15 protein-coding genes and 1 pseudogene are annotated in these 16,009 nt (G+C 43.4%); 7 read left to right on the top strand and 9 right to left on the bottom strand.

Annotation, left to right across the window (positions count from 1 at the left end; translation table 11 throughout):
• Window positions 1-199: 199 nt before the first annotated feature.
• The 3 genes from BLV62_RS24220 to BLV62_RS24210 all read left to right on the top strand — a co-directional run bounded on the left by BLV62_RS24220 (window position 200) and on the right by BLV62_RS24210 (window position 7,276).
• Window positions 200-3,145 (top strand): SusC/RagA family TonB-linked outer membrane protein, encoded by a 2,946-nt coding sequence (locus BLV62_RS24220; protein WP_089765102.1) that lies wholly within the window; start codon window positions 200-202, stop codon window positions 3,143-3,145.
• A 23-nt stretch (window positions 3,146-3,168) separates the two neighbouring features.
• Window positions 3,169-4,707, top strand: a complete 1,539-nt coding sequence (locus BLV62_RS24215) for a RagB/SusD family nutrient uptake outer membrane protein (RefSeq protein WP_089765100.1) — start codon at window positions 3,169-3,171, stop codon at window positions 4,705-4,707.
• 109 nt (window positions 4,708-4,816) lie between these two features.
• Window positions 4,817-7,276 (top strand): glycoside hydrolase family 31 protein, encoded by a 2,460-nt coding sequence (locus tag BLV62_RS24210; RefSeq protein ID WP_089765099.1) that lies wholly within the window; start codon window positions 4,817-4,819, stop codon window positions 7,274-7,276.
• Between the two features lie 57 nt (window positions 7,277-7,333).
• On the opposite strand, the gene BLV62_RS24205 is transcribed toward BLV62_RS24210, so the two are convergent.
• Window positions 7,334-7,693, bottom strand: coding sequence for a winged helix-turn-helix transcriptional regulator (locus tag BLV62_RS24205; RefSeq protein WP_089765097.1), 360 nt, complete (start codon window positions 7,691-7,693; stop codon window positions 7,334-7,336).
• A 119-nt stretch (window positions 7,694-7,812) separates the two neighbouring features.
• On the opposite strand from BLV62_RS24205, the gene BLV62_RS24200 reads away from it, so the two are divergent.
• Both BLV62_RS24200 and BLV62_RS24195 read left to right on the top strand, forming a co-directional pair.
• A complete protein-coding gene (locus tag BLV62_RS24200; RefSeq protein ID WP_089765096.1) occupies window positions 7,813-8,784 on the top strand; it encodes an MBL fold metallo-hydrolase in 972 nt (323 codons plus the stop codon).
• A gap of 329 nt (window positions 8,785-9,113) precedes the next feature.
• Window positions 9,114-10,382, top strand: coding sequence for a collagen-like domain-containing protein (locus BLV62_RS24195; RefSeq protein ID WP_211117942.1), 1,269 nt, complete (start codon window positions 9,114-9,116; stop codon window positions 10,380-10,382).
• Window positions 10,383-10,440: 58 nt separating this feature from the next.
• On the opposite strand, the gene BLV62_RS24190 is transcribed toward BLV62_RS24195, so the two are convergent.
• Window positions 10,441-10,893 carry a macro domain-containing protein gene (locus BLV62_RS24190; protein WP_089765092.1) on the bottom strand — a complete coding sequence of 151 codons (453 nt, stop codon included), beginning with the start codon at window positions 10,891-10,893 and terminating at the stop codon, window positions 10,441-10,443.
• Window positions 10,894-10,977: 84 nt separating this feature from the next.
• Here BLV62_RS24190 and BLV62_RS28655 point away from each other — a divergent pair, with 84 nt between their 5' ends.
• Together BLV62_RS28655 and BLV62_RS24175 are read left to right on the top strand one after the other, a co-directional pair.
• Complete coding sequence (locus tag BLV62_RS28655) at window positions 10,978-11,238, top strand: hypothetical protein (protein WP_211117940.1); 261 nt, start codon at window positions 10,978-10,980, stop codon at window positions 11,236-11,238.
• Window positions 11,239-11,833: 595 nt separating this feature from the next.
• Window positions 11,834-12,091 carry a hypothetical protein gene (locus BLV62_RS24175; protein WP_139170381.1) on the top strand — a complete coding sequence of 86 codons (258 nt, stop codon included), beginning with the start codon at window positions 11,834-11,836 and terminating at the stop codon, window positions 12,089-12,091.
• 235 nt (window positions 12,092-12,326) lie between these two features.
• On the opposite strand, the gene BLV62_RS24165 is transcribed toward BLV62_RS24175, so the two are convergent.
• From BLV62_RS24165 to BLV62_RS24140, 7 genes and pseudogenes are all read right to left on the bottom strand, one after another.
• Complete coding sequence (locus tag BLV62_RS24165) at window positions 12,327-12,602, bottom strand: hypothetical protein (protein WP_089765082.1); 276 nt, start codon at window positions 12,600-12,602, stop codon at window positions 12,327-12,329.
• 35 nt (window positions 12,603-12,637) lie between these two features.
• On the bottom strand, window positions 12,638-13,162 hold the full coding sequence (locus BLV62_RS24160; RefSeq protein ID WP_089765080.1) for a hypothetical protein: 525 nt from the start codon (window positions 13,160-13,162) through the stop codon (window positions 12,638-12,640).
• 122 nt (window positions 13,163-13,284) lie between these two features.
• Window positions 13,285-13,443, bottom strand: coding sequence for a hypothetical protein (locus BLV62_RS28415; RefSeq protein ID WP_168927974.1), 159 nt, complete (start codon window positions 13,441-13,443; stop codon window positions 13,285-13,287).
• Between the two features lie 10 nt (window positions 13,444-13,453).
• Window positions 13,454-13,897 carry a DUF6934 family protein gene (locus BLV62_RS24155; RefSeq protein WP_089765078.1) on the bottom strand — a complete coding sequence of 148 codons (444 nt, stop codon included), beginning with the start codon at window positions 13,895-13,897 and terminating at the stop codon, window positions 13,454-13,456.
• Window positions 13,898-14,025: 128 nt separating this feature from the next.
• Complete coding sequence (locus BLV62_RS24150; protein WP_089765076.1) at window positions 14,026-15,009, bottom strand: DUF3871 family protein; 984 nt, start codon at window positions 15,007-15,009, stop codon at window positions 14,026-14,028.
• A gap of 99 nt (window positions 15,010-15,108) precedes the next feature.
• Window positions 15,109-15,402, bottom strand: a complete 294-nt coding sequence (locus BLV62_RS24145) for a hypothetical protein (RefSeq protein WP_089765075.1) — start codon at window positions 15,400-15,402, stop codon at window positions 15,109-15,111.
• Window positions 15,403-15,759: 357 nt separating this feature from the next.
• Window positions 15,760-16,009, bottom strand: a pseudogene (locus BLV62_RS24140) (integrase core domain-containing protein); the annotation flags it as partial.

Raw genomic sequence — 16,009 nt, 5'->3', positions numbered from 1 at the left:
CGTTTAAAAAATCACTAATTAACAGCAGCGACCCATAGTCGTTCCACGATGAAAACTTAAAAGAAAAATTTAATTGCATCCACGTTGCCTACTTGCAGTAAAACACTGCGACTGGCTTCTTATTGCCCGATCAGAAATTCACTGAACCATCAACTAAACGCTTTAAGAACAGCATTTCATTGCTCTAAAAAATCCACTTATGTTTAAGACACGATCCATCAAATCTCTTTTTCTGTGCACCATACTGTTGACCTTACAGCATATGGTGTTTGCACAGAACAGGACAGTTACCGGAAAGGTAACAGACAACTCCGGCGTCGCCATCCCCGGTGCCACTGTCCAGGTAAAAGGTACCTCTTCCGGTACCACTGCAGATGCGAACGGCGCTTTTAAGCTAACCGTACCTGCAAACAGTAACACCTTAATCGTTTCCTTTATTGGCTTTACCTCCCAGGAAGTGAGTATTGCTAATAAATCCAGCGTCAACGTCCAGCTTGTCCAGGCCAATACTACCCTTACCGACGTGGTAGTGGTTGGTTATGGTACCACCAGGAAGAAAGACCTCACAGGCTCCATCGCCCAGGTAAAAGCCGGAGACTTCAATAAAGGTATCACTACCGCTCCCGATCAGCTGATCCAGGGTAAAGTATCCGGGTTGATGATCCTGAATAACAACGGCGCTCCCGGTGCTTCCGCCACTGTAAGGATCAGGGGCGTTTCTTCTGTTCGTGCCGGTAACCAGCCCCTGTATGTGGTAGATGGAATTCCGCTCGACGGACGTGTTGCCCGCCCTGCCCTTAGCTTAACAGGCCTGGGTCAGACCCCCGACGCTAACCCCCTGAACTTTATTAACTCCAACGATATTGCCACCATGGAAGTATTGAAAGATGCTTCCGCCACCGCCATCTATGGCTCCCGTGGCTCTAACGGCGTTATCATCATCAATACCAAAAAGGCTAATGCCGGCACTATGCAATTGGATGTCAACTATTCTATTGGCCAGAGCAGCATCATGAAAAAACTGGATGTACTGAATGCCGAAGAATACCGTGCAGCCCTGAAACAATACAATCAAACCGGCGACGGCGGCTCCAGCTCCGATGGTCTGGGTTCCATTCTCCGTAAAGGCATCACCCAAAACGTTGGAGTAGCTATGAGCGGCGGTTCCGAAACCGGCAGGTACCGCGCCTCTTTTGGTCTCCTGAACCAGGAAGGTATTGTCAAGAAATCCGGCCTGAAAAAATACACTGCTACTTTAAGCGGCCAGAATAAATTCCTGGACAGCAAACAACTGGGAATCGACTATAATATCATGGCGGCACAAACGGCAGAACAACTGGCGCCCATCTCCAACAACGCAGGTTTTACCGGCAGCCTTATAGGCCAGGCCCTGCAATGGAACCCAACCCTGCCATTGTATAATGCCGATGGCTCTTTCAACATCCTGGAAACTTCCCAACCGGTGAACCCGGCCCTCATGTCTGCCGGGTACGACGATAAAGCAACCATCAGCTATATCCTCGGAAGCATTTCTCCTTACTTTAAATTCGACGATCACTGGGAACTGAGAACGATGTACAGCGTGAACCACCAGGTAGGACAACGCCGTGCGCAAATCGCAAAGAACATCAATATCGACCAGGTTAAAGGCAATGGCATCGCAGCCTATAATACTGCCGAACTGAATACCCAGTTGTTCAACAGTACTTTAACTTATAACAATCAATTCAGCAATAACTGGAACCTTACAGCAATGTTGGGTTACGAAGCACAAAAATTTGAGTACTCAGGTATCGGCCTTGGCGCCAAAGGTTTCCCAACCGATGCCCTGCCATATACCGATATGCTGCAGGCGCCTACTCAAACAAATACATTCATGAACTCTTTCCGCAACCCGACTTCTGAACTGCAATCATTCTTCGGTAGAGCAACTGTCAACGCGCAAGACAAATATATCCTCACCGTTACCATGAGGGCCGACGGATCCAGCAAATTTGGAGCTAACAACCGTTATGGATACTTCCCTTCATTTGCCGCTAAATGGAATGTGATCAACGAATCGTTCCTGAAAGGCAGCACCGCTGTCAGCAACCTCGCGCTGAGAGCCGGTTATGGTATCACCGGTAACCAGGAGTTCCCTGCCGGCGCTTCACAGGCCCAGTATGTAATGGTACAGGGTGGCGCAGTACTCTCTAACGTTGCCAACCCTGATCTGAAATGGGAAACATCCAAACAACTGAACGTAGGTATCGACTTCGGGTTCGCTAAAGAACGCATCAGCGGTACCATTGACTACTTCCTGAAAAATACCACCAACCTGTTGTTCAGCTTTCCTACCATGCAGCCGGCTCCCGCTTCCAACTACTGGATCAACCTCCCGGGAAAAGTGATGAATACGGGTGTTGAATTGGCATTAAAAGGCGATATCATCAGGGCCAAAGACTGGAACTGGACGCTCGGAGTGAACGCCACCTACCTGAAAAACAAATTCGAAGGCTATTATGGCCCAACTGTCAGAACAGGATCGATCGACGGACAGGGAGTGTCTGACGCTTCCTCCCAGCGCCTGGAGAACGGTTACCCGCTCAACACTTTCTACCTGCAGAAATTTGAAGGATTCGACGATAAAGGCAACAGCATTTACGCCGAAAACGGTAAGAAATACTATATGACCAATCCTAACCCTAAAGTATTGTTAGGTATAAACACGGAAGTAAGTTATAAAAGATGGAAACTGAATGCCAGCTCCCATGGCGCATTTGGCTTCCAGATCTATAACAACACCGCCAACACCGTTTTACCTATCAATAACCTCGGTTCAAGGAACGTAGCGAAATCAGTGATCGGAAATGGAGAATCCAGGACCAACTCTCCGGCCGTTTCATCCCGCTTCCTCGAAAATGGTAACTTCCTGAAACTGGACAACATCACTCTTTCTTACCAGTTCAAAAACTTCGGAAATGTGCTGAAAAATCCTGTTATATACGTTACAGGTCAGAACCTTTTCGTGATCACGAAGTATACTGGCTTCGATCCTGAAGTGAATACAGATAAGAACCTGAATGGCGTTTCTTCTTTCGGTATCGAATATATCCCTTATCCAACCGCCAGGAACGTGATGTTTGGCCTGTCATTCTCTTTATAATTTCTTGCTAAAAACTGATTATTATGATTCGAAATATTCTCAAATCCACGTTGGTAATCGCAGGCTGCATGGCATATTCTGCCTGCAGTCTGAAAGAAAATCTGGGTAGTGCATTAACACAGCCGCAAGCCGACTCGTTACTGACTGCCGATCAACTCCTGAAAAGCGCTTACGACAACATGCAGTACGCCTACCAGGACTTCTCACAAACCTTTGGTCTTTCCGAAATGACAACAGACGCCTGTCTTGGCCCTACAAGAGGCGGCGACTGGGACGATGGAGGCGTTTGGCGCGAGCTGCATGAACACAGATGGACCCCTGATAACAACCGTGTTCAGACAGCCTATTCTTCTTTGCTTCTCGACCAGTTCAGCGCTACTAACGTACTTCGTTTCAAACCCTCTGCACGAATCGATGCAGAAGCCCGTTTCCTCCGGGCATGGTCTATCTTCGGAAGCCTCGATCTCTTTGGCCAGGTAGCATTCCGTAATGCAGGCGAAGACCTGTTAAAGGCGCCAAAAGTTTTGCAGCCACAGGAAGCGATCGATTATATCATCAGCGAGCTTACCGCAATTCTGCCTAATCTCCCTACCCGCGCAGAAGCAAAAGGAGCTTATGTAGCTAACCAGGATGCAGCCAGGTTCCTGTTGATGAAAGTTTACCTGAACAAAGGCGCATTCCTGAATCGCGCTACCCCGACTTTCGATGCCGCCGATATGCAGAAAGTAGTTACGCTGGCCGACCAGATCACCGCTACCGGCAGCTATTCTTTGGCAAATAACTATTTCGACAACTTCGCCAAAGACAACGACGTATTGTCGACGGAAAACATTTTCACCCAGCAAAACGGCCCGGGGCTCAGCACTGCACGTAACGGCAACAACGTTTACTGCCGCTGGACCTGCACCCTGCACTACAGGCAAACGCCAAGCGGATGGAATGGCTTCACCACTCTTTCCGATTTCTACGACAAGTTTGAAGATTCCGATACAAGGAAAGGCGGTACCTATCCGGGCGTTACAGATGTAAGCGGCTTAAGGGTCGGATTCCTGGTAGGACAACAATACAACGAGAAAGGAGAAAAGATCCTGGACAGGAACGGTCGCCCGCTGGTTTTCACACGTGATATAGAAATTCGCGTAAGCGGCGATGCCGTTGAAGCTGCCGGCATCAGGGTTGTTAAATATCCGCCAGATATGAAATCAAGCGGTAATGAAGCCAGCAACGACTTTGTATTCTTCCGGTATGCCGATGTATTGCTGATGAAAGCGGAAGCGTTGCTGAGAACCAACTCAGCTCCGCAGGCGCTCGCGATTGTCAACACGCTCAGGGTTAAACGCGGGGCAACTCCTTTGGTTACCCTTACTTTAAATAACCTGATAGATGAAAGAGGCCGTGAGCTTTACTGGGAAGGATGGAGAAGACAAGACCTTATCCGTTTCGGCAAATACCTCGAACCTTGGCAGCTGAAACAACCGGATGATCCAAAATACTTGTTATTCCCAATTCCAACCAGCGACCTGGCTGTGAATCCAAACCTGAAACAGAACCCGGGTTATTAACGCTTACCTGCAGGCAGGCCAATGCCTGCCTGTTATAAAATCCCCTGCTCCATGCTCATTAAAACGATAATGTGGCAGGGGTATTTTATACCAAAAATCTTCATTTTTTATGTTTAAAAAGTATAAGAGCCTTTGTCTGAAAGGCTTGCTGGTATTATTTTGCCTGAAATCGGGGGCCCAATCGCCCGTTCGTACCATCGGCAACGTGAAGAAAGTGGATATCGCAGGCCAGCAGATCAAAATAACCGCAGAAAATGCCTATGCGGAAATAACCGTCTACAGTCCAACTATTACGCGTGTACGAATAGATAAACAACCTCTTGGACCTGATTTTTCTTACGCTGTTATCGCCAATCCTCTTCCTACAAAGATTAAAACCAATCAATCGGCCCAATCACTTGTAGTAGCTACAGATTCATTGCAGGTAGAGATCACTAAAACTCCTTTTTCCATTCGTTTCCTGACAATCGATGGCCAGGTGATCAATGAAGATGAGAGAGGATTAACCACCTCCTGGGTAGGAGACGCAGTAACCAGCTATAAAACCATGCAGGAAGGGGAACGCTTCATCGGGCTGGGAGAGAAGGTAGGCAACCTCGACAGGCGAAATGAAGGGTATACCAACTGGAATTCCGATAAATTCGGTTATGCCACGAATGTCGACCCCCTCTATGCCACCATCCCGTTTTACATAGGTATTCATCACCAGCTGAATTACGGGATATTTTTCGATAATACCTGGCAAAGCGACTTCAATTTCGGAGCAAGCAACAACAGGTTCTCTTCCTTTGGCGCGAGGAATGGAGAAATGAATTACTACTTCATCTACCATCAAACCCTTGCAGGCATTATTTCTTCCTATACTTCCCTCACCGGCAGAATGCCTTTACCTCCCAAATGGAGCCTGGGCTACCAGCAGAACCGGTACAGCTATTACCCGGATGTAGAAGTAATGCGTGTTGCGCAAACATTAAGAGAGAAAAAGATACCATCAGACGGTATCACACTCGACATCCACTATATGGATTCCTACAAGTTGTTCACCTGGAATAAAGAACGTTTCCCAAACCCAAAACAGTTGAGCAGCAAACTGGCTGATATGGGCTATAAACTTACGGTGATCGTGGACCCCGGAATTAAAGTGGAGGATGGGTATGCCGCCTACGAAAGCGGCAAGCAGTCTGATATCTTCATTAAATACCCCGATGGCAAATACTATACAGGACAGGTTTGGCCAGGCTGGTGCCACTTTCCGGACTTCACCGGTACGAAAGGCCGCCAGTGGTGGAAAACCCAGATCAAGGGATATACCGATGCAGGAGTTAATGGCATATGGAATGACATGAACGAGATCGCGACCTGGGGACAGAAAATGCCTGACAATGTGCTGTTCAACATGGAAGGACACCCCGCAAGTCATTTGCAGGCGCATAATATTTATGGGTTGCAGATGACGAGGGCCAGCTACGAAGGAGCCAGGGAAAATATGAATAAAAGGCCCTTCCTTTTAACACGTGCAGCCTATGCAGGATCTCAACGTTATACTGCTATCTGGACGGGCGATAACAGGGCGGAAGATGATCATATGCTGCTCGGGGTCAGGTTGCTGAATAGTCTTGGCGTTAGCGGCATGCCTTTCGCCGGCATGGATATAGGCGGCTTTACAGGCAACCCAACCGTTGGTCTTTATACCCGCTGGATGCAGGTTGGCGCATTCATTCCGTATTACAGGAATCATACCCAGGTAAATACCAAATCGGCCGAGCCATGGGCGTTTGGAGAAGAAGCATTGGAAATCACAAGAAATTACATCAACCTGCGCTATCGTTTACTTCCGTACCTCTACAGCAATATGGCAGCGGCAAGTCGTACAGGCGTTCCCGTGATGCGTACGCTGGCTATCGACAATACCTTTGATCCGTCGGTTTACGACACGAGGTTCCAGAACCAGTTTGAGTTCGGAAATGCCTTTATGATAGCGCCTTTCGAAAGTACTAAAGAATTCGGGCAGGTATATTTTCCTGCGGGCAAATGGTATAGCCTGTACACAGATAAGGTCTTCAATGGAAAGCAGGAACAGATCCTTTCTTTGAGTTTCAAAACCTTGCCTGTTTTTGTAAAAGGAAGCAGTATCATACCTATGCAGTCATTAACCCAATCGACCGTTGAAAAGCCCGCAGACACGCTGTACCTGCACGTTTACAGGGGTGATCAGCCAAACACGTTTGTGTATTATGAAGATGATGGCGAAAGCTTCGACTATGAGAAAGGCGGTTATTACCAGCGTAGTATAACTTATGATCCGGCTAAAAAACAATTACAGCTCGATAAAGTAACCGGTAGCTACAGTTCTAACTTCCGGTATGTTAGTTTGTTGCTGCATGGGTTTGAAGATATGGATAAGATCAGCGTAAATGGTAAGGGAATTCAGTTGCAAAAACAATCTTATTCTTTCCTGTCGCCAATTTCACGCTTTGATCCACAGGGCGCTTATTTTGAACCAGATCGATGTGCAATTCAACAAGCCACTTTTGAGAATGGTAACCAACTCATTAACGTGGATTTGTAATTAAAATAGAACGGCTCCCCTGGATTTTCCAGGGGGTCTTTCATTTTAGCAGGGCATTTATCCGCAACTTGCTTCTATAGCAGGCAGGTTGCTTTTTTCCAGTTGTTTGTTTCCCCAATCTTTCAGGTATTGTATAAAGGGGATCAGTTCCATTCCTACTTCGGTTAAAGTATATTCGACCTTCGGAGGAACCTCGTAGTAAACTTTTCTTAGTATCAACCCGTCCTCTTCCAGCTCTCTCAGTGTTTGCGTAAGCATTTTAGGGGTGATGTCTTTAATGGATCTTCTCAGTTCCCCGTATCTCATTACCTCGTGATTATAGAGGTACCAGATCAATCGTCCTTTATATTTACCGCCTATTCTTTTGAAAGCATAGTCGACAGCACAAACCGGTTCTATTGCATTTTTTTCTTTCATAAAAAGAAATATTGAATTGATTTTCAACAATAGTATACTTTTAGTATGTAGCCTACTTAAAAGTACCTACTTGTCATAAAGATAGTACTCTCATAGCTTTGAAAAAAATTACGGCAATCATGCAAAGAAGACAAGTATTCAGGAATTTAATGGCTATTGGAATAGGGGCTGCGATACCATTCAGGCGGTTGTTTGCCCAGTTGACCGGTAACAGGTCATTTCACCGGTTTAATGTAGGAGAGTTGGAGCTTACAGTGGTAACAGACGGGTATTTACATATGCAGCCAATACAACCAACATTTGCGCCTGGTGCGCCTGCAAAGGAAGTAAATGCATTGCTGAAGCAACAGCACAGGTCTACAGACGCAATTGATCTGGGTTTGAATATTCTGGTAGTGAAAACAGGGAAAGAAATTATTTTGCTGGATACCGGGACAGGTTTCAGCTTCGGCCCTAACTCCGGTTGGTTGCCTGAAAGCTTAAACGATGCTGGTATTCTGCCCGCTGCAATCACACAGATTATCATTACACACGCGCATCCTGATCATATCGGAGGCGTCTATACGAAAGAAGGAGCGGCGATCTTCCCTAATGCAACTGTTCACCTGTCGAAGAAGGAGCATGCTTTCTGGATGGCTCCAACACAGGACTTCTCCAGGTCGAAGTTTGCGAATAAAGAATTACTGGCAACGTTCACCAAGGCAACGCAACAAACCATTACAAAGTTGGGTGGAAAGCTGCAATTATTTGATGATGGCGCTGCGCTATTTGATTGCATCCGCCTGGAACTGGCTCCGGGCCATACTCCCGGGCATTCGCTCGTGCATATTTTCTCAAATGGAGAATCTATCACTCACATCGCTGATCTAATGCATTCGGACGTATTGCTTTTCCCGCATCCGGAATGGGGTTTTGACGGAGATACGGATTTTGATCTTGCAACCGCTACCCGCAGGAAAGTATTGGATAAGTTAGCGGATGAACAGCAGGCGGTTTTCGCGTATCATCTTCCCTGGCCGGGTATTGGGTATGTGAATAAAAAGGCTGCAGGTTTTGAGTGGGTGCAACAGGCATTTGCAATTCCTGATTAAAAAATTCTGAAATAAAAAATACCTAGAAATGGCTATTTGCCCCGCCCGCTATCTATAATAGATTTGCGCTCAATACATCTTTTGTTGTTGTTGGGCGCTCCCCAGAAATCATGTGAATATCGGTTCCTATATCGTACACTGAAGATCGACTGCAAGGTTATATTTCGTAACAGCGACCCAGTACCACATCCATTTAAAACCTACGAAAATGAAGATTCTCGTTGCAGGACTCGCATTGACATCATGCGCCATCCTATTATTCTCCTGTAGTAAAAGATGGTAGTCCCGGCCCCAAGGGCGACACAGGGGCGCAGGGCATACAAGGACCGGTGGGACCTGCCGGTAAAAACGGAACTACCATGTATGCCGGTGATGGAGCGCCGACTGCCAATATCGGGCAGGTTGGCGATTTTTATCTTGATAAGATATCCGGAATGCTTTATGGGCCGAAGACCAGCAGTGGGTGGACAGCGTTGTTTTCGATGAAAGGGCCGAAAGGGGATCCTGGTGCGCAGGGACCGAAAGGTAATACGGGAGCACAGGGACCGAAGGGAGATCCCGGTGCGCAGGGACCGAAAGGTAATACGGGAGCGCAGGGACCGAAGGGAGACCCAGGTGCACAGGGACCTAAGGGAGATCCTGGTACGCAAGGACCGAAAGGTGATCCTGGTACGCAGGGACCAAAGGGTGATCCCGGTACGCAAGGGCCAAAAGGTGATCCTGGTGCACAAGGACCGAAGGGTGATCCTGGTACGCAAGGACCAAAAGGTGATCCTGGAGCGCAGGGACCGAAAGGTGATCCCGGTGCGCAGGGACCGAAGGGTGATCCCGGTGCACAAGGACCGAAGGGCGATCCTGGTACACAAGGACCAAAAGGTGATCCTGGTGCACAAGGACCAAAAGGTGATCCCGGAGCTCCGGGAAGTCAGATCTTAAGTGGAGATGGCACACCTGATCCGGCCTTAGGTTCAACCGGCGACTATTATTTAGACAAGACCAATCACATTCTCTATGGTCCTAAAACCGATGAAGGGTGGGGATTTGGTTTGGAGCTGTCTTCCGCCTCCAATGCATCTGTAAAAGTATTTACCTATAGCAGCCCGAATTTTAATATTTACCAGGATAAAGGAATCACGGGTACGGCGAACTTGCAATATCCGATCCATTTCGATCTTCCTACGTCTGTTAACTGGCAGGAAGCGAACGACCATGGTGCAGTATTGGTATATTGGAGTTTCAGGGGCGACAGAGGTTATTTTCAATGGCAAACCTTTCCATATACTTACCAGGGTTCGATTTACGACAATGGGGCCTTTGTTGCATCGGATGTCTTGTTCCATGTCAACTACCTGTTGAACGACGATCCTGCCGCCAATAGCTGGTATCTTACTTTTTGGCCTACAATTACTGGCGCTATGATCAAGGAATTACCTGAACCGCATTCTCCCGGCTCACTTTATGACTGGTATCCTGTTCCTTTCGCTGCAATAAAAGTAGTAGTGATTTCAGGAGAATATATGGGAGAATTTGGCAATGCCCGGTTAGGTGCTTTTAGAAATTATGAAGAGGTGAAACGGCGGTTTCACCTTGAAGAGTAGACTTTTTTTGATTTGACATTCCCGATAGGCTGCGCCGGTTTTTACCGGCGCTATTTTTTTAGATTGGTTCGTAGATAAGTATTTCTACTTCTACCAGGCTTTCAAGTTTGTTTTCCAGTATTGGTTTAACAATGTTCCAATCCAATCCGCCGTTTCCACATCCCAGGGCAGGTAAGGCAATAGACTTAATTTTCAGATCTTTAATTACATTCCGCAGATCATCTAATCCCGCTACTACGTACTCCAGTTCAGACGGGCTTCTCCAATGTTTTTTAGTAGGGAAATTAATGATCCATTTTACAGGATCGGTTGTAGGATTTTGTACAACGAAATTTTTGCCGGTTTCCAGTTGTCCTGCCTCTGCAGCTTGTTTATAAAGATTATAATTTTGCGGAAATCTCTTTTTGAATTGGAGCGCTATTCCTTTGCCCATTACCCCTGCAGTGTTAACAGCATTGACAAGAGCTTCGGCAGGGGCAAGGAGCAGGTCTCCGGTAGTAAATTTGATCATCTGGATTAGGTTAACTTAAGACTGATATTAATTATCGAAATTATGAAAATTCTTTGGTGTTGGCGGTGTAAAGCGGAAGTACCTATGCTTGATGAAGCTGAGTACGAGAAAGCTTATTTGCTTTATGGTAAAGCGTTTAGATACAGGGAAAGGAAAACATACGAAGAACGTTTTAAAGAATTGCTGGATTATTACCGGGAAGTTACCGGGGTATCAGAAACCAACCCTAATGCTATTATGCACCATCGTATTGCACAATATGGCGAGCCTTGCGAAAAATGTGGAAAGCCGTATAGGACGCCGCGGGCGTCGTTTTGCGCGGCTTGTGGGAATAGGAAGGGCTGATATTTTTTGTGGCCAAAGGATTTATTGAAATGCCCGTGTCATCGGTGTTTGCAGGGGAGATTCATTAACCTTATTACTAACCTGGATTGGTTATGCCCTGGGAGTGTAAAGACATGTGATGTTCAAACGTAATAGATCTTTTCTTATTTCCAGCATACAAGACACAAGTTACGTTTTATTTGACTTTGCTGTTTATCGACCTTTATCGGTGCTTGGTTTTCTGTCTTTTAACAGTACTAGTTGATCGTTTTCTAACAGGAAAACGCTTTTTACGACCTGTTGCTCTATAATGAGCAATAGCATCTCGGATCATTTTCCTGTCTTCCTCTGTCAAAGGTTTGGGATCAACCACAAAATCAATCCCTTTCGGTTCTCTAATGTATCCCATGTGTTTATAGTTTAAACTATCTATTAATGAGTTTAGTCGCAGCTTCTGGAAGATAATCATTTTATGGTTACCAACATGAACAGCGCCCAACGTTTTTTCATAGTGGGCAACTAATTTCGTTTTTGACGTAAAAGCAACAAAACCATCGAAATACTACCTAAAATTACTAGTGAGAAAGATCTAAAGAGATTTGATACATTGCTCAATGTGCTTGATAAACACAATATTTCATTTTGTCAATTCATTGAGAGGTTACTTGCTCTTGATGATTCCAGCTATGCAGTTGCAAAACAAAAATTTCCTGACCCATACCAACAAGCGGAGTTTACAGCTATTCACGATGAAGCGATTGAAATAGCAGAAGCTGAATATTTAAAGTCTTTAAAAGTAAGTAGTCGTTTAGCAACTTTCGCAATCGTTGCTTATAGCTTCGATAAAAAAATTAAAGAATTTTGTGGAAAATAAGTGCTCAATTCCTTCCGATTGGGTTAAAAAATTCCATCTATAAACGTCAAAACATGTATCAAACAGAAAAGGCTTTCCGCGCCATTTTGCCGAAAGCCTTTTCTATCTTGTGGTCCCACCAGGGCATGATCCTGGGTTTAAAACCTAATACAGTAAAGACTTTCAGGCAATACCTTTTAATTTTCCACCTATTTTTACACCCAAACCCTACTTTTTCAGCCAAAGGCACTAACTTTTAGTTAGTACTATACTTTTCCAAGAAATCAGTTAATTCCTGATATACCACTTGGGTCTTTCGTATAATAGCCTCCTTTTCTGCTTTACTTAAAGCTGGTATAATTCTCCCTTTGTTATTGGGATCAGCTTTATCCCTACCTCTCATTTTCCTGTAAAAGGTGGGAGTACTCCAATTACATTCCTCTGATACCAACTCCCTGAATGTAACAGGAAGTTTGGAAAAAGTGGTATGTATGTCAAGTAGCATGTTTATTTCTGCTTTATTACTTGTCATTTTTGCTAATTTTTAGTTTTTTATAAATTATTTATTTAATGAATATCCACTATATCCACCTCCTCAATAAGGTCAAGTAATACCTGTTCTTTGGTGAAATAGTTATCCAGTAGGGAGGAAACACCCCACCAGCTACAGCCAAAGGCTCTAAATACGACTTCTCCCATTGTAATTAATTCCGCACTTAACCAATGTGGAACCAACAGCCATTGGTATATAGTTCTTTTCCTCCCTTTCATTTCTTTCACCTTTTTCAGATCAGCAGTAAGCTGCTCCATGTCTTTAGCCAGTTGCTTATGATCCAGAATTGTATCCTGTTCCCTTGAAATCTTCAGCTTGTCAATGTCTTTTAGAAGTTCTTCTTTCTTAACCCATAACATATCCTCTGTGGCCCAAAAGGCACCACTAGACAAAATTCCTGTATATTCAAGATGGTTGTGGATATAACAGGATTGGTCATGTGCTTTTTTATCCAACAGGATAGCAATTAAATGTGTTTGGTCTATCAGGATGGACTTGCTTAAAAATTCCTGATATTTCTGAATTGTTTTTGTCTCCATGTTTAGATTATCAGATTTATTGAAATAAAAAAGGCTACCAATAGGCAGCCCATTAATTTGAACTAAATAAAAAAAGCCACCTGAACTAGTCAGATGGCTGTTATAGAAGTTTTAAACTTATGTTACTTAGGCAATTTTATCCCTCTTAAAGCCTCATTAACTTTGGCTTGTTTTTCAGGCGCAATTTTCTTTAAATCAATTCCAGAACTTTTGCTGTCAATAATTAAATTGACTTCCTGTTGGAATAGACTGCTTTTATATTTTATGATTCTCTTTGCCATAGCAGTAAATTTATAATTTTCTCTTGATTAAAAGACCTGTGGTTGATATGTTTTTTTGAAAAGGAATAATTCCAGTATCAGTTTGACAATAGATATTAAATTTGGTGGATAATTCGTCAAAATTCAATCCTATAGCCATTCTATACAATCTTGTCCTTTCCTTTGTACTGCCAGTAAAGAAAACATACCTATTTGGATGCTTATTTAAATAGATTTCAACAGCATATGCTACTGTAGCTAATACCTTATTTCTATCTCCATTATCACTAACAGAATAATCATCTATTTCATCACTCTTATTTATGTCCCCAAAGACGAGGTTATAAATATCTGGATATTCTGTAGGAATAAAAGCAATTCTTTTAGGTATTAAACCCTTGGGGCCAATGCTGAATAATTCAAATATGGCATACATATCCCTTATGTACAGGTCTTTGTAGACCTCATATTTCATGATGCTTGATTATTGGATTAAATAAAGAAGGCCAGCCTGAATAGGCCAGCCATATATTTTTGGAACTAAAAAAGGCCAGATATAGAAATATCTAGACCTGTAAATACTAACCCATATGCTTACAAAAACTAATTTAAAAACCAGCTATGGTGCTGGTTATCCAATGCAAATTTTATCTGTTCAGTGAATTGATAAGCATTTAATGACCTATCCAGAAATGTATCGATGTAGGAACTTTTATTAGCACCAGTAAACAGATTGTATAACCTCCATAAGTTAATGCTGCCATCGTCTGATCTACAGAAAGATTCATCCTTGTAATAATCCCTACATATAGCACTAATCTGTGTGTCACCAAATAAGAGAGGATAAATATCTGCTTTAACTTTTGCTGGCAAATAATTATACAGTTTACATCTGCCAATAAGCTGCACAAACTGGTTTTCAGTTAAATGGTAATTAGCAAGTGATTTCAGTTGTGCAATTTGTCTGCCTGAATCATGCTGTTGAAGTAGACAGTATATAGCATTTTGTAATTCCTGCATATTCCTGACTTTCAAATCAGCTTTAAATCCATCTGTAGATACACACAAGTTTGTACAAACCTTATTCTGGAAGCCAATGAATACTTTAAAGTGTTCATCAGCACCCTTTTTGTTGTAAAGATTATCCAGAGAGTAAGCTTTAACCCCTCCAATGGTGAGGTTTAACCTGTTACCTGCTATAACAGCAGAAATTGTAGGTACTTCGATAATAAAAGCCATCCTTTCATAATATAGGGTCTTTTCATGCTCTAGGAGTTCTTTTGCTGCCTTATCTTTTGCCTCTGGTATTCTACCCTTGATTGGGTGAGATAATCTGATATTGGGGCTTAAAATAGTTTCTCCTTTGAATAAATCAGTGATTATATCAGTTGTGGCATTAATAAAGTCGCAATGAGAAATTAAAGGTTCATTATCCTTCGCAAAACAAGGAATCGTGTGGTCTTTCCTAATTTCCTGAAATGTAAATTCATCTGTATTGGCCTGTAGAAAAGGTTTTGCAGTAGATACATCTTCAAAATCAAGATAAGTTCTGTTGGGGTGAATTGCTAAAAGTTCAGTATGTGACATTGTGAATATTTTAAACTTTTGCTAAAAAAAGAAAGGCAAACCCTTTACAGGTCTACCTTTCATTTGTTTGAGTGATGTGATTAATGGAAATTGATGAGATTATTGCTCATATTCATACCTGTGGTGAATGGTGATTACTTCACCAGTTGCAGGAATAGTGTAATCCCATGCAGCACATTCTTTCTTTACAATAGAGCCAGGTATTTCCCTGCCAACTATAAGTTTGGCTGTAGTTTCATCAATTCTAGTAGGGATTTTGCACTTTTTCACATCTGCGTAGAATTTCCCAGTTTTTTCTGAAATGAGGATTTCAATTTCTCCTATCAATTCAAGACAGACATAGGTTTTACCATCAGTAGACTGATTTAAAAAATAATTTTTTACTGTTACCATTGGGTATAGATTTAATGAGTTAAGAATTTTGATTAGAGCAAAGCAGGGGGATAACCCTGATCGTATTATTAAGGGAGGGTGAAGGGAGAGGGGTGCTAGTTATGGTTATGCCTTTATGCTATATATTTTAATAGCATCTAAAATTTTGGGGAAGGAGAATTTAATTTAATAATGGTAGTGTGGGGAAGGTAGATAAAACTAAATACCTGATATTGAAAAATACATATAATTGATATCCAGATATTTATGAGTGTGTCGGCTTCCCGAAATTAAGACTGTGTAATTTTACAAAATTCTCTTCAAATTAACCTAAACCTAAATACCCTAACACGCCTGTTTATCGCTTTCAAAATTGGATAGAGCAGCATATTCTGTTGGTGGCATATTTCCAAGACTGTCATGTGGCCTGTGATTGTTATAATCATCCATCCATTGCCAGGTAACTTCCCTCACTTCGTCCAATGTGTCAAACAGGTAGCAGTCCAACACATTATCACGGTAAGTACCGTTCAATCTTTCCACGAAACCGTTCTGCGTGGGCTTTCCGGGCTGGATATATAAAAATTCGATGCCGTTGACCATGCTCCATTCCGTTAAAAGCTGGGAT

Origin of the sequence: Chitinophaga terrae (ex Kim and Jung 2007) (assembly GCF_900107795.1) — a bacterium.
Classification (GTDB): Bacteria; Bacteroidota; Bacteroidia; order Chitinophagales; family Chitinophagaceae; genus Chitinophaga; species Chitinophaga terrae.
The sequence above is the reverse complement of the archived record's forward strand: the minus strand, read 5'-3'. Positions and strand labels throughout refer to the sequence as shown.